The sequence below is a fragment of the Campylobacter sp. RM12651 genome, from assembly GCF_022369475.1.
Lineage (GTDB): Bacteria > Campylobacterota > Campylobacteria > Campylobacterales > Campylobacteraceae > Campylobacter_E.
The window spans coordinates 261,030-274,912 of the sequence record NZ_CP059600.1 but is presented as its reverse complement, the minus strand read 5'-3'; the positions used below and the strand labels follow the sequence as shown (position 1 = coordinate 274,912).

Genomic DNA, 13,883 nt, shown 5'->3' with positions numbered 1-13,883 from the left:
TTCTATCTCTTTAAGCTTAAATTATTCTTAAAGTTTGAAAATTTTTTTAAAAAAATTAAGAATTTAAAAAAGCATTCTAAATTCTTAATTTTAAATTCCACTAGCGGTATTAATTCATAAATACTCTGCTAGAAATACCCCCCCCCCTATCTCGTGTAACATAGAGCGAACGCAATTTCTACCATCTTCTTTTGCTTTATATAAATAAGCATCAGCAGCTTTTAATACTGATTCAAAATCTCTATTATCAGCATTTCTACAAGCTACACCAATACTTGTGCTACCTTTCCAAATCACTTTTTTATGTTCGTCTAATACTTCTATACCATTTACTACTGCGTGTAAAGCATTTGCAATTGCCACTGCTTCATCTAAAGAATATTTTTGTAATATTACTAAAAATTCATCACCACCTAAACGGCAAAAGTGTATGCTATCTCTATCGTTATACTTATACTTATTACATAATTCATTAGTATCAAAAAAATATTTAACAGCATTTGAAAATTGTTTTAAAACCAAATCTCCTGCATGGTGTCCATAAGTATCATTAACTTCTTTAAACTTATCTAAATCTAATTGAATAATAGCACAGGTTGGGTCTTGATATTCATTCCATATATTATTTAATACAAACATAGCCTGTCGCCTATTAAACAATCCTGTTAATTCATCTGTAATTGATTTTTTCTTATTTTCTTGAATTTGTTCTTGCAGTTGTTTTTCTTTTTTATTAAGACTTGATTTAATATCTGCTTCAATTTCTAATAATTTCTCGTTTCTAATCTCATAAATTTTTAAAAGATTTGATAAGGTAATAGTTAGAATTTCTATATTTTTATCCATCTTTTCATTTATCATCTCAAATGCTCTTTGAGGACTATTACCAGCTTCTATAAATTTAATTTGTTTAGCTATTTTATAATCTTCTCCAACTATATGAAAAATCAGCCAATTTTTAACAAAATAAGCCAAGTTAATTGCAAGTTCTTTTTGATATACCATATCATCTTCACTATTTTGCTTTAACACTGCATCTCTCATCTTACCTAATTGTGATATACACTGCGAGTGAATATCTCTGTGGGTTTCTACATATTTTGTATATATAGCCATACTTTTCATATAATCTTCTTCATTTTTAAAATGCCAAGCAATATGACTTAAAACCACTTGAAATACAGATTCAAATTCTTTATAACCACTATTAGCTGCTTCAAATACTTGCTCTATTAATTCAAAGAACATTTTATGTTCTTCATCAACTACATCAATACCTATTTCTAATTCAGGCCCCCAGCCTTTTATATATTCTTGAATTGTTGCTTTTTTACTTTCACTACTCATATATTACTCTATTTCTTCCTGAATTTTTTGCTTTATATAACTTAGCATCAGCGTTTTTAAAGGCTTTTATTTTATCATCTTCTACCATTTCAACTCCAATACTAATAGTAACTTTTATAATTTTTTCATTAAATTTAAATATTTCTTTTTCTATATTTTCTCTTATATTATCTAATTTTGTTACACAATTTTTAAAGTCTTGATTTTTATATACGATTACAAATTCTTCTCCGCCAAATCTATAAACTTTATCTACATTAGCTTTTAATATCTTAGCTACATTTTTTAATATAAAATCACCAGCATCATGACCATAAGTATCATTAACTTTTTTAAAAAAATCTATATCACATACTGCTATTACATCATTAGCAATAAGCCTAGTTCTATCATAAGCTCTTCTATTTAAAACTTGAGTTAAAGCATCAAAAAATGCTAATTTATACCCTTCAAGAAATATAGAGATTAAAAATATTAAAGAAGCAAATTCAAAAAACCCAACATCTGTTTTTTCAAGAGTTTTAAAAAACATAAATTCAAAATAAGCTCCAATATACGCAAAAATTAATGTTTTTTCAAAAAATATAAAAAATCTTAATATCAATAAATACACTAAAAATACTAGAAAAAATACTAAACCTAAATCAGTGATAAAAGAATTTGAAAATAAAAATTTATTAGTAGAATTTAATGCAAAGCTAGTATTTTGAGATAAAAATATACCTAATACTATGTATAAAATAAAAACAAAACTAATAGGTAATAAGCATTTTATAGTATCATACTCTTTTTTTAAAGATACTAAAAGCGCAAAAGCAAAAGGCATAAACAAACTTACATAAATATGGGTTTGATAATTTGCTGAAAATAAATAAATCATTTTAGAACTTATTAATAAAATACATACCGATATTATGTTGTATTTTTTAAAGTAAAGTGCAATAATAAGTGCTAATATCTCTAAAATAAAAGTAGCACTAGGCAAAGAAATTATTAATTCACTTAAAAATGAGTTCATTGATTGTAGAGCCTTTTGTAAATTTTAAAGAAACGATTATATAAAAAAAGGATAAAAAATGGTAGAAATCAAATCTCTTACTATGAGATACCCTACGGGATTATTATTTGAAAATGTAAATTTAAGCTTAAAAAGAGGCGAAAAATATGGACTTATCGGTGCAAACGGGGCTGGAAAATCAACATTTTTAAAAATTATAGCAGGAGAACTTGAAGCAACTAGCGGAGAAGTTAGTTTTGAAAATGGCGTAAGATACGGCGTGTTAGAGCAAAATCAATTTGCGTATGAAGAATTTAGTTTAAAAGATGCAGTTTTATATGGAAACAAAAGACTTTATAATGCAGTAAAAGAAAAAGAAAATATATATGCAACTTGCACGGATTATACCGATGAAATAAATAATCGCTTAAGCGAACTTGAAATGATTTGTGCAGAAGAAGACCCAAATTATGAATACGATACTAGATGTGAAAAAATATTAAGCTCTTTAAATCTTCATAATTATGATGAACTTATGAAAAATGTTCAAACAAGTGATAAATTTAAAGTTCTAATCGCACAGGTATTATTTGCTAAACCTGATGTGTTATTTTTAGATGAGCCTACGAATAACCTTGATTTAGACGCTATTAATTGGCTAGAAAATGAACTAAAACGCCACGATGGAACAATGGTTGTAATTTCTCACGATAGATTTTTCTTAAATAGTATTTGCACAAGAATGCTTGATGTAGATTTCAAACAAATTCGTGAATTTGCAGGAAATTACGATGATTGGTATATGCAAAGTACACTTATTAAAAGACAAAAAGAAGCAAGTCTTGCTAAGAATTTAAAAGAAAAAGAAGCTTTAGAAAAATTTATAGCTCGTTTTAGCGCAAATGCTTCTAAAGCAAGACAAGCAACAAGTCGTGCAAAAAACTTAGCAAAACTAGATGTAAGCGAAATAGAGATTTCAAGTAGGCGTGACCCATCAATTTTATTTAGATGTAATAGAGAAATTGGTAATGAAGTTTTAGAGCTAAACAATATAAGTAAGGCTTATGATAAGCAACTATTTAAAAACTTAAATCTTAAAGTAAATAAAGGCGATAAAATAGCAATAATTGGAGCAAGTGGAGCTGGAAAAAGCACACTAGCAAAGATTATAATGAATGAAATTTCTCCTGATAATGGAGAGGTAAAAATGGGTGCTACAATTGAACCTAGTTACTTCCCACAAGATACCTCAAGTAAAATTTGTGAAAATTTGAAACTATATGACTATTTAATTAGCGAAAAACATAAAGATATTGATGAAATTCGCAAATGCTTAGGTAGAATGCTCTTTAGCGGAACCGATCAAGAAAAAATGGCAAAAGATTTAAGCGGTGGTGAAAAGCACAGATTGATGTTGAGTAAAATTATGCTTGAAAGGGGTAATTTTATCTTGCTTGATGAGCCAAATAACCATCTTGACCTTGAAGCTATTATTTCTCTTGGTGAAGCACTTTATGAATACGATGGAGTAGCAATTTGTATAAGCCACGATAGGGAATTAATCAATTCTTATGCAAATAGAATTTGGTATTTAAACAATGGTGAGCTTATTGATTTTGTTGGCACGTATGAAGAGTTTTTATTAAAATATGGGGAGAGCAAATGACATTTAAGGTGGAGTATTCGGCAGGTTTTGGTAATTTTAGTCAAAATCATATGGGTTTTGGGCCTACTATTTATATTGAAGAAATTATTAACTATGAGAGCAATAAGGATTATTTTGATTATGTTGATTTCTTTTTAAAGTATTCAAAAAAAGATGATACATTCTTTCAAATTAAATTACTTGAAGATAGAGAATTAAGTGAAAATGAAAAATTGTCTAAGAAAAAGTATTTAATGCTAAGAGATGCGATGTGTGAATGGGCTAAAAACAACACTCAAGATGAAGAGATAGAATTAGAAAAAAATTATCATCAAGGAGATTAAAAATCTCCTTTCGCTTAATTTAAATTCTAAAAAAATAATATTAAGTTTTATACACAAAATATCTAGTAATGATTACTATGCAATATTTTTATATAAATAATTACAATAATTCAAACTTTAGCTTTATAAAATCTAAGTTGATTGTAAAATATTGCTATAAAATTATGTTTTTATATTTTAATTTTTATACTTATTTAATTGTCAATATCTAATTTTGTTTGTGATTATTCCAAAAATATACCATTGACATTTAATAATAAAACTAAAACATTTATGAATATGGTTAAAAATAATACTTAAATAATTGGCGAAAAATACAAAGTGGTACGCTAGGTAGGAGTCGAACCCACAACCTACAGATCCGAAGTCTGTTGCTCTATCCATTGAGCTACTAACGCAACAAAACTAAAATATGATTTTTTAAAAAAGTGGGGTGAGTGATGGGAATCGAACCCACGACCCTCAGGACCACAATCTGATGCTCTAACCGACTGAGCTACACTCACCATAAATGAAATAATAAAGAAGTGGTCGGGGTGAAAGGATTCGAACCTTCGGCCCCTTGGTCCCAAACCAAGTGCGCTAACCAGACTGCGCTACACCCCGAAAATGTTTTATAAGAAAGGTCGCATTATATATTAACTTTTTTAAAATGTCAAGAAAAAAATAATTTATTCACAAAATATTGCTAAAATTATACACAATGACCCCGTAACTCAGTGGTAGAGTGTTACCTTGACATGGTAAAAGTCGTTGGTTCAAGTCCAATCGGGGTCACCATATTACTTATTCTTTTTATAAAATATGTTTTAATGTTTTTTCTTGTGGAATTTAAATCCTTAGCGAAATTATATAAATTTATAAGATTAATATATTTAAAAATAAACAACCGCAAAAGCAGTTGTTTAAAAAATAACTTGCCTAAAATAAGGCAAATTATAAATAATAAGCTATTAAAGCACCACCTACTACTAAAGGTATATTATAGAATATAAATGTAGGGATACATACATCTTTTATGTGATCACTTTGATTATCGGCATTAAGCCCAACGGTAATTCCTAAAGTTGCTTCACTAGCAGGGCTACCTGTATCTCCAACTGCACCAGCACAAGCAATGATGAAAATAATACTTTCAGCACTAAAACCTAAAGCCGTGCAAATTGGCACAAATAAAGTCGCAATAATAGGAACCGTTCCAAACGAACTTCCAATTCCAAGAGTGATTAATAATCCTATACACATCATTCCAAACGCTATTATCAATTTATTAGTAGTAATACTTAAAGTAAAATCAACTATTTCTTTAATAGCTCCTGTGCTTTGTAAAACAGCTCCAAAACCACAAGCAATTAACATAATAAATGCCACATAACCCATTAAAGAAAAACCGCCTAAAAATACTTCATCAATTTTTTTATACTCAACTCCACCGCTTACACAAATAAATAAAAAGCCAAGTAAAGCCGAAAGCGGTAAAGAACCAACAAGTATTTGAGTAGTTAAAGTAATTAATAAACCTATCATTACCATTAGTTCTTTTTTACCAAAACTAATATTATCTAAGTTTTCATATTTTGTTTCAAGCTCTTGATATGCTTTAGGTTTTCTATAATAAATAAACGAAGCAAGAAGACCAAAAAACATTATAAAAAACATAAGCCAAACAACACCAGCAACATCACTTTGAGTAACTTTTACTCCATTATCATTTAGCGATTGAGTAATTATATCTTGGAATATAAGACCAAATCCCACAGGTAAAGTCATATAAGGCGTTGTAAGCCCAAATGTTACCACACAAGCTACAGCACGCCTGTCAATTTTCAGCTTATTAAATAGACTTAGCATTGGTGGGATTAAAATCGGAATAAATGCTACGTGAATTGGAATTAAATTCTGAGAAAAGCTTGAAATTATAGCTAAAGAAAATAGCAATAAAATTCTTTTATCTGACATCTTTTTACTAATGAAATTAACTAAATAAGCAGTTAAATTAGTCCTAGATACAGCAACCGCTAAAGCACCTACTAAAACATAGCTAAGTGAGGTTTGCAAATTGCCACTCATACCACTTATGAATGTATTCATAATATTTTTTAATACTACTAAAATATTATCATCAAAACTAACACTCATAAGTCCTGCTATTAGTCCAGAAACTAAAATAGCTAAAAATACATTAAATCTTAATAGACATAGTCCAAGCATTATAAAAACGCTTATTAAAACAGGGTTTGTTAACATAAATTTTCCTTTAAATTAATTTTGTTTAAATGTTTAAAAATATAAAAAATAATATGATAAAAAAAGTATTATGAAGTCTCAATGCCCTAAGGCATGATGGAAGAAGAAGCTTGTAAATAAATTGTTTGTTAAGACAAATGATAAAACACTCATTTAAAAACTCCTTTTGTAAAATATTTGCGTTATTCAACCTAAAATATTCTGAAATTTTCCTTAAATATTTTATTTTTTTAGAAAAAATCATTAAAATTATCTAAAATTCAATACACTAAAACCTTAAGGAGTAAATATGAAAAAATTAATAATACTTATATTTTCAATATTTGTTTATGCAAATGAAGCACAAATCGCTCTTGATTTAGCAAAAGTTAATGAATATTTATCAAAAATTAGTGCTTGTAGTAATAATGATTTTAAAGGCTGTGATGAAGCAAATAATATAAATAAAATAACTTATATAAAAGAAGCAAAAGACTATATAAACGATGAATGCAAGGCAAAAAATATGGCAGCTTGTTATACAATTTCTACTTTTAGTGATGATGATTATACGATTTTTAATGCCTTAAGACTTGCTTGTCAAAATCATTTTGAATTAGCTTGCACCAAGCTTGTATTAAATTACGAACAAAACTCAACAAAAGCACTAAAAATCATAAAAGCTCAATGTGATAACGAAAATAATCAAAACTCTTGTTATGCAACTGCTAGATATTATAAAGGGTTTTTAGATAAAGAAAACGCTATTAAATACGCTCACATTGCTTGCAACAAAAATTTCTTTAATGCTTGCATATTTGAAGCAAGTGTGCATTTAGAAAATAATGACACAAAAAAAGCATTCAATCTTTTAGAGCAAACTTGCAATAAAGGCTATGAAGAAGCTTGCTTTGCTGGAGCTAATGCTTATTTAAATATGGGTAAATTTAAATTAAGTAAAAAATTCTTAGAAAAATCTTGTAATTTAGGTAATCAAATATCTTGCAAAAAACTAAGTGGTTTTTAATATATTTTGAAATTCTAAAAAAGGATAATAATGCTTGAATTTTGGCAACATTTTTATGAAAATACCAATAGAGTTGCATTTAGCATAGGAATGTTTAAAATACATTATTACGCACTTTGCTACATACTAGCACTGCTTATTGCATTATTTATAGGACAAAAATTTGCTCCACGCTTTGGCTTTAGCAAAAAAGAAATAGAAAATTATTTCGTTTGGATAGAAATAGGCATAATCTTAGGAGCTAGAATAGGATATATTTTAGTTTATAGCGATGATAAATTATATTATTTAAGCAATCCTTGGCAAATGTTTAATCCGTTTGTAAATGGCGAATTTGTAGGAATTGCTGGAATGAGCTATCACGGAGCATTAGTTGGTGCATTAATTACAACTTATCTTTATTCTAAAAAATATAAAAAAAATATGTTTAAAATACTTGATTTGGTAGCATTATCAGTGCCATTAGGGTATATATTTGGAAGAATTGGAAACTTTTTAAACCACGAACTATTTGGCAGAGCAACTGATGTAGCTTGGGGCGTTTATGTAGGAGATACCTTAAGACACCCTAGTCAATTATATGAAGCATTCGCTGAAGGTTTAATAATTTTCATTATCATTTACATTTTTTCAAAGAGAATAAAGTTTAACGGGCAATTAATCTGTATTTATGCAATGTCGTATGGGATAGCTAGATTTATTTGTGAATTCTTTAGAGAACCTGATTTTAATTTAGGTTTTATCGCATTAAGCCTATCTATGGGTCAAATTTTGAGTTTAATTATGTTTTGCTTTGCTCTTAGTTTGTATTTTTATTTAAATAAAATTAAAGATAATCATTAACACGGGGGGGGGTATAATCAAAATTACAATATTTTGATAATATCAAATTTCAAATCATTTTAAGGAGTAAAGTATGAAAAAACTTTTATTTTTAGGTGCAATTAGTTGCTGTTTATTAGCTGATACAAATATAAATCCAAGCGAACTACCACAAAATATTCAAGACTTTGTAAAAACTCATTTTACAAATGAAAATATAGTTAAAGCTGAAAAAGATTGGGATTCTTATGAAATCAAACTTAGCAATGGAACTGAACTTGATTTTTCTAAATCTGGAGATATTAAAGAAATAGATGGAAAATACTCTCCAATTCCTGATAGCATTATGCAAGATGTTTTAAAACTTGCTAAAGAAAATCAAAAAAATGCGAAATTAATGGAAATTGAAAAAGAATGGAACGGATATAAACTAAAATTTAATAACAATTATAAAGTTTATATAGACAATAACGGAACTATCACAAAAACCGTGCTTGATGATTAAAAACAATAGGAATTTCAATTTGAAATTCCTAAGATTAGGAAAGATATGAAAACACTTAGAAAATTACATTCTTACATTGGAATTTATGCTTGTTGGTTACTTTTTATAATAACCTTTTTTGGAACCATTAGTTATTTTAGAAATGAAATTGATTTTTATATGCAGCCAAAATTGCACGAAAGCAAAACTATCTTAAATAATGATATAAATGGATTAAGTAGTGCTATTAATTACGCACAAGAAAAATATAAAGATTACGATTTTATATCTATCAAAACTCCTAGTTATTATAATAATTTATATGAGATTAATTATTATAATTCTAATTCAACAAAAGGCGAAAGAAAAAGTAATATAAGCTATTTTGATGGAGAAAATATACTAAATAAAACAAGCACTTTAGGAGCTAAATTTTTAACTAGCATTCATTATAAATTATTGCCTATTAATGGTAGTTTTAAAGATTTCTTAGAAGCAATTGTTAGTATTTTTGCAGCTGGGATAATATTTTTATATATAAGTGGGATTTTGATTTGGAATAAAAAGAATTTCAATAAAATTAATGTGAAAAATGATTTAGCAAGATTATTTGATTTTCACATAGTTGCTGGACTTTTTGTGGGTTCATTTTTATTCATCTTAGCACTTAGTGGAATAGGCATAAATTACATTAAAGATATAGAAAAATTATTTACTACAACTACCACTAAACAAGCAAAAACACCAAGTAACGCAAATACAAATAGTGATAAAAGTTTTATTTTTGATACAAATTTAATTAGCAAGGCTATTAATAATTTAGAAAATACAAAAAATATAACAATTGTTTTAAATAAAAGCACAAAAGAATTTGCAATTACTTTAAATGATGATAAAAATATAATGCCATCAATTAATACAAAAAGTAATAAAAGCTATGTTTTTGATAGCGAAGCTAATGTAAAACAAACTCCAAAAGAAAGCAAACTAAGTGCATTTTCATCAATTTATGAAATATTTTTTAATATTCATAGAGTTATGTTTGCTGATTTTCAACTTTATTTTATTTTATTTTTATGTGGAATATTTACTTGCTTATTTATATACAAAGCTTTATTATTAGCTAGTAAAAAACATAAAGATAATCTACTTTATAAAGCAATTGCTTATGCAGCGTTTTATCCATCTTTAAATGCTACTGCTATTTATTTTATCGCTAATAAACTTACTCAAAATATGCAAGTAGAACAATTTGCATTTTTAATAAGCTTTATATTAAGCATTATTCTTAGCTATATTTTTGTAAATAAAACTAAAAATCTAATGATAATTAGCTTAATTATTTTATTGGCATTATTAATATCTGATATTTGTATTAGCGGTTTTGTATTTATAACAATGATGTTTGACTTTGTTATATTACTTATAATTTTAGGATTAATTATTAATTTAAGGAGAGCAAATGTTAATAATATTAATTAATTTAATAGGAGCAATCTGCCTTAGTATTGATTATAAAAAAGCAAGTTATATTTTATTTGCAATAGCATTTGTATGTGCCTTATATCTTGATGCAAAACTATATAATTTAATGATATTTTTTAGTTCAATTTTTGCATTTTGTATAATTACGATTTGGGCTAAACACCTATATGATTTAAATAATAAAAGCTCTAACATTCGCTAATTTTTAGCGAATGTGGTTTTGGATTAGTTTTTGCTTTATTATTTAAAATCACAAAAGGAAAAATATGAAATTTAGCCAAGATGAGATATTTTCAGCTACTGATGTAGTTCGTAATTTTTCTGCAATTTTAAAAAAAATTGAAGGAAATAAAAAAGTCTTCGTAGTAAAAAATAACAAATTCCAATGTGTTATGCTAAACCTTGCTGAATACGAAAAATTACAAAACGCTTTAGTAATTTTAGAAGCTATTTATAAGGATAAAAAAAATGGCAAGAATTAATATAAAAAATCTCGGGCTAAGTTATCTAATAAGACAAGGAAATGGAGAAAAAGTAGCTTTAATAATGCACGGCTGGGGTGCTAATAAAGAACTAATGGAGCAATTTTTCACAAAATCTTTAAGCAAACATTGTAAGCAAATGATATTTTTAGACTTTGCAGGATTTGGTGGAAGTGATGAGCCAAGTTATGCTTTTAACTCTATTGATTATCTTAATTTGACAAATGAATTTATAAAAGCATTAGATATAAAAGTTGATATTTTGCTAGGTCATTCTTATGGTGGCAAAATTGCTTGTCTAATGGCTAGTAAGAATGATTATGATGCGTTGATTTTATGTGCTAGTGCTGGGCTAAAACTACCAAAAAGCCCTAAAGTAAAGCTAAAAATCTTTCTTGCAAAATGCTTAAATAAATTAGGATTTAAAAATATAAGAAGATTTTTAGCTAGTAAAGATGGTGCTACGCTAAGCCCTATTATGTATGAAACTTTTAAAAATGTAGTTGATGAAGACTATCAAAATGAAATTAGCAAAATCAACACAAAAACCTTGCTATTATGGGGCGAAAGCGACACTGCAACACCACTTAGCATAGCAAATAAAATGCAAGGTTTAATCAAAAACTCAAAACTAATTACCTTTAATGGAAATCATTTTTTCTTTATGCAAAATGATTTAACGCCTTTTATTGATGAGTTTTTTCAAAAAGCTTGAAGAATTAGAAATAATTTATTTTAAAGATTGCTACAAATCTTGCAACGGGCATTGCTGTAATGCAGATAAGCCTTTTGATACAATAATTCCTATGCTAAAAAGCGAGTATGAATACATTAAAGATAAAACCAATCTAAATCTAGTTGCAAGTATTGATTACAAATTAAAATGTGAAAAAACAATCACTTTATGCTTTGTCAAATGCTCTTATAAAGGCTTATGCACTTTTCGTCCTTTAGCTTGTAAGTTATATCCATTTTTTGCTTTAGTTAATGATGATGGGTTGGTTTTGGATATAAATGCAATTAGTTTGTATGATTTATTTTATAAAGATTTTTCATCTCATCCTTGTCCTTTGATAAAGTATGATTTTGATAATTTAAAAGCACAATTTTTATTAAATGTAAAGCAAATCTCAAATGAGCCAATAATAATTTTTATATTTAGAGCATTAGAGCTTTTAGTCAAATACCTTAAACTTTATTTAAAAGATTTATACCTTGATAATTGTGAAAACAAAAAAGAGATTTTGCATACAAACAATTTCTTAAATGCTTACAAAAACGAAGAATTTAAAAATGAAATAAATGAACTTTATTTAAGATTAAGCCTAAAATATAAAGATAATTTAGATAAATATTTATAAGAATTAAGAAATAAATTCTTAATTCAAATTCTTAGAAATTTCTTAAGTGATAATTCAATCTATCAACTAATATTTGATGTTTGAATAATTCTCCTTCAAACTTTACACTCTTACACTCTAGCATTTTTAAAGATTTCGCTATCATTGAAGCAATACTATCAACAACACCAAACAAAATTGCAATATCATCAAGTCCGCCTAAACGATATATCAAAATCAATCTAAAAGACTTACTAACATCCATTAAAATAGGTTTTTTAGCTAATTTAAAATCAAGCCCACTAGCAATTCCTATTTCATATTTATTAGCTAAATCAAGAAGTTCGGTTAAGCTTAATTTAAGTCCTAAAATATTTGCCGAGCTTATTAAAATACCACTAAAAGTATTTAAAATCTCGCTATCTCCTTCAAGGTTTAAGCCAAATTTTTCTTTATAATTTGCTAATAACTTAGCGCCTAATTTGTTTTTATTTAATAATTCTGCGTGATTTTTACTTTCAAATTCTAAAAAAGCTGATAATTCATTATTAATATAAATCCCATCATCTCTTACAACAACCTCATCGCTCTTATTAAATCTAGCTAAATCATCATAACACCTTGCTCTTTTAGTTTGTGCGTAAGAACTAGCGAGTGATTGTTCATAAACGCCGTAATTATCCCAAAAATCTCTTTCGCTACAGGCAATACAGCCATGCCCTGCTTGAACCGGCCAAGAAGTTTTAGCATTAAACTTTGTCTTAGGACAATTATTAAAAGTATATGGCCCTTTGCACCCTACTTTAAACAAACAAGCACCCGATTTAGCTGCTTCATCTCCAAATTCTTCAACAAATTCCCCACTCTCAAAAGCTATTTTCCTTTCGCACATATCGTGTAAGCATTTTGAATAAGCAAAAGCAGGACGATTATTATCATCTAATGTAGGAGCTTTATCAAAAAACGCAAAATGTAAAATACTAGCAATGATATTGCTCTCACTTGGAGGACAACCAGGAATTAATACAGCACCTTCTAAAATATCTTCAATACTAATAGAATTAGTAGGATTTGGCTTAGCTGCTTGAATACCACCATAAGATGAGCATGAACCTACAGCATAAACACAACTTGCACGATTAGTTAATTCTTTTAATTTATGTAAAGCAGAGTGAGCTGGAGCACCACTTGTATAAAACTCATTACTAGCAATAGCACCTTCAACTACTAATAAAAATGGCTCTTTAATTTCTAATAAATCTTCAGCTAAAAATCCACTAGCTGCCATATAAGTTTCGTGATAGATTAAATCTATAAAATCAAAAATCAAATCATCAAGACCAATACTCTCACTTCTAATAAAGCTCTCACTACAGCCTGTGCATTCGCTAAAATGTAGCCATATTAATTTTAACTTTTTTGCATTGATTTTTTCGTAGATTTCTTTTTCATCAGCTTTCACGCCTAAAGTTTTTAATGTAGATTGAATTTGAGCTAATACATTTGCATTCATAATAATCCTTTATTTAAGCTTAAAATATTAAATTAAATAAATAATAGCGAAATAATTTTTAAAATTAGTAACTTTTCTACTCAAGTTACTAATTTAACTAGCGGTATATTTAAGATATATTTTATATTTACCCCGTTTTAACGGGGCTAAATGAGTTTAGTTTGAAATATA

General features: G+C 27.4%; 14 protein-coding genes and 4 tRNA genes. 11 read left to right on the top strand and 7 right to left on the bottom strand.

The window, feature by feature from the left end; all coding sequences use genetic code 11:
* Nucleotides 1-114: 114 nt before the first annotated feature.
* The gene (locus AVBRAN_RS01365) at nucleotides 115-1,347 is read right to left on the bottom strand and encodes a diguanylate cyclase (protein WP_239803342.1); all 1,233 of its coding nucleotides are present in this window, start codon (nucleotides 1,345-1,347) and stop codon (nucleotides 115-117) included.
* Nucleotides 1,340-2,365: a GGDEF domain-containing protein gene (locus AVBRAN_RS01360; protein ID WP_214120258.1), complete on the bottom strand. Its 1,026-nt coding sequence runs from the start codon at nucleotides 2,363-2,365 to the stop codon at nucleotides 1,340-1,342. The genes AVBRAN_RS01365 and AVBRAN_RS01360 overlap by 8 nt, the downstream gene beginning before the upstream one ends.
* Nucleotides 2,366-2,423: 58 nt before the next feature.
* Here AVBRAN_RS01360 and AVBRAN_RS01355 point away from each other — a divergent pair, with 58 nt between their 5' ends.
* On the top strand, nucleotides 2,424-4,010 hold the full coding sequence (locus tag AVBRAN_RS01355; RefSeq protein ID WP_214117414.1) for an ABC-F family ATP-binding cassette domain-containing protein: 1,587 nt from the start codon (nucleotides 2,424-2,426) through the stop codon (nucleotides 4,008-4,010).
* Nucleotides 4,007-4,333 carry a hypothetical protein gene (locus tag AVBRAN_RS01350; protein ID WP_214117415.1) on the top strand — a complete coding sequence of 109 codons (327 nt, stop codon included), beginning with the start codon at nucleotides 4,007-4,009 and terminating at the stop codon, nucleotides 4,331-4,333. Before AVBRAN_RS01355 ends, AVBRAN_RS01350 begins: the two co-directional genes overlap by 4 nt.
* A 322-nt stretch (nucleotides 4,334-4,655) precedes the next feature.
* On the opposite strand, the gene AVBRAN_RS01345 is transcribed toward AVBRAN_RS01350, so the two are convergent.
* The 3 genes from AVBRAN_RS01345 to AVBRAN_RS01335 form a co-directional block, all read right to left on the bottom strand.
* Nucleotides 4,656-4,731 (bottom strand) — tRNA-Arg (locus AVBRAN_RS01345).
* A gap of 31 nt (nucleotides 4,732-4,762) precedes the next feature.
* Nucleotides 4,763-4,839: transfer RNA gene (locus tag AVBRAN_RS01340), tRNA-His, on the bottom strand.
* 22 nt (nucleotides 4,840-4,861) lie between these two features.
* A tRNA-Pro gene (locus tag AVBRAN_RS01335) sits at nucleotides 4,862-4,939 on the bottom strand.
* A 99-nt stretch (nucleotides 4,940-5,038) separates the two neighbouring features.
* Between AVBRAN_RS01335 and AVBRAN_RS01330 the strand changes: the two genes are divergently transcribed.
* Nucleotides 5,039-5,113: transfer RNA gene (locus AVBRAN_RS01330), tRNA-Val, on the top strand.
* 156 nt (nucleotides 5,114-5,269) lie between these two features.
* On the opposite strand, the gene AVBRAN_RS01325 is transcribed toward AVBRAN_RS01330, so the two are convergent.
* Nucleotides 5,270-6,580, bottom strand: coding sequence for a Na+/H+ antiporter NhaC family protein (locus AVBRAN_RS01325; RefSeq protein ID WP_239803341.1), 1,311 nt, complete (start codon nucleotides 6,578-6,580; stop codon nucleotides 5,270-5,272).
* A 289-nt stretch (nucleotides 6,581-6,869) separates the two neighbouring features.
* On the opposite strand from AVBRAN_RS01325, the gene AVBRAN_RS01320 reads away from it, so the two are divergent.
* The 8 genes from AVBRAN_RS01320 to AVBRAN_RS01285 all read left to right on the top strand — a co-directional run bounded on the left by AVBRAN_RS01320 (nucleotide 6,870) and on the right by AVBRAN_RS01285 (nucleotide 12,220).
* Nucleotides 6,870-7,586, top strand: coding sequence for a hypothetical protein (locus tag AVBRAN_RS01320; RefSeq protein ID WP_214120257.1), 717 nt, complete (start codon nucleotides 6,870-6,872; stop codon nucleotides 7,584-7,586).
* 30 nt (nucleotides 7,587-7,616) lie between these two features.
* The gene (gene lgt, locus AVBRAN_RS01315; RefSeq protein ID WP_239803340.1) at nucleotides 7,617-8,429 is read left to right on the top strand and encodes a prolipoprotein diacylglyceryl transferase; all 813 of its coding nucleotides are present in this window, start codon (nucleotides 7,617-7,619) and stop codon (nucleotides 8,427-8,429) included.
* 73 nt (nucleotides 8,430-8,502) lie between these two features.
* Nucleotides 8,503-8,913, top strand: a complete 411-nt coding sequence (locus AVBRAN_RS01310) for a PepSY-like domain-containing protein (RefSeq protein WP_214117419.1) — start codon at nucleotides 8,503-8,505, stop codon at nucleotides 8,911-8,913.
* A gap of 45 nt (nucleotides 8,914-8,958) precedes the next feature.
* Nucleotides 8,959-10,374, top strand: a complete 1,416-nt coding sequence (locus tag AVBRAN_RS01305; RefSeq protein WP_239803339.1) for a PepSY-associated TM helix domain-containing protein — start codon at nucleotides 8,959-8,961, stop codon at nucleotides 10,372-10,374.
* Nucleotides 10,355-10,579 carry a hypothetical protein gene (locus tag AVBRAN_RS01300; RefSeq protein ID WP_214117421.1) on the top strand — a complete coding sequence of 75 codons (225 nt, stop codon included), beginning with the start codon at nucleotides 10,355-10,357 and terminating at the stop codon, nucleotides 10,577-10,579. The genes AVBRAN_RS01305 and AVBRAN_RS01300 overlap by 20 nt, the downstream gene beginning before the upstream one ends.
* A gap of 64 nt (nucleotides 10,580-10,643) precedes the next feature.
* Nucleotides 10,644-10,859: a type II toxin-antitoxin system Phd/YefM family antitoxin gene (locus AVBRAN_RS01295; protein ID WP_214117422.1), complete on the top strand. Its 216-nt coding sequence runs from the start codon at nucleotides 10,644-10,646 to the stop codon at nucleotides 10,857-10,859.
* Nucleotides 10,846-11,574 carry an alpha/beta hydrolase gene (locus AVBRAN_RS01290; protein ID WP_214150450.1) on the top strand — a complete coding sequence of 243 codons (729 nt, stop codon included), beginning with the start codon at nucleotides 10,846-10,848 and terminating at the stop codon, nucleotides 11,572-11,574. Before AVBRAN_RS01295 ends, AVBRAN_RS01290 begins: the two co-directional genes overlap by 14 nt.
* Nucleotides 11,552-12,220, top strand: coding sequence for a hypothetical protein (locus AVBRAN_RS01285; RefSeq protein ID WP_239803338.1), 669 nt, complete (start codon nucleotides 11,552-11,554; stop codon nucleotides 12,218-12,220). Before AVBRAN_RS01290 ends, AVBRAN_RS01285 begins: the two co-directional genes overlap by 23 nt.
* A gap of 31 nt (nucleotides 12,221-12,251) precedes the next feature.
* On the opposite strand, the gene AVBRAN_RS01280 is transcribed toward AVBRAN_RS01285, so the two are convergent.
* Nucleotides 12,252-13,712: a hydrogenase small subunit gene (locus tag AVBRAN_RS01280; protein ID WP_239803337.1), complete on the bottom strand. Its 1,461-nt coding sequence runs from the start codon at nucleotides 13,710-13,712 to the stop codon at nucleotides 12,252-12,254.
* Nucleotides 13,713-13,883: the final 171 nt, after the last annotated feature.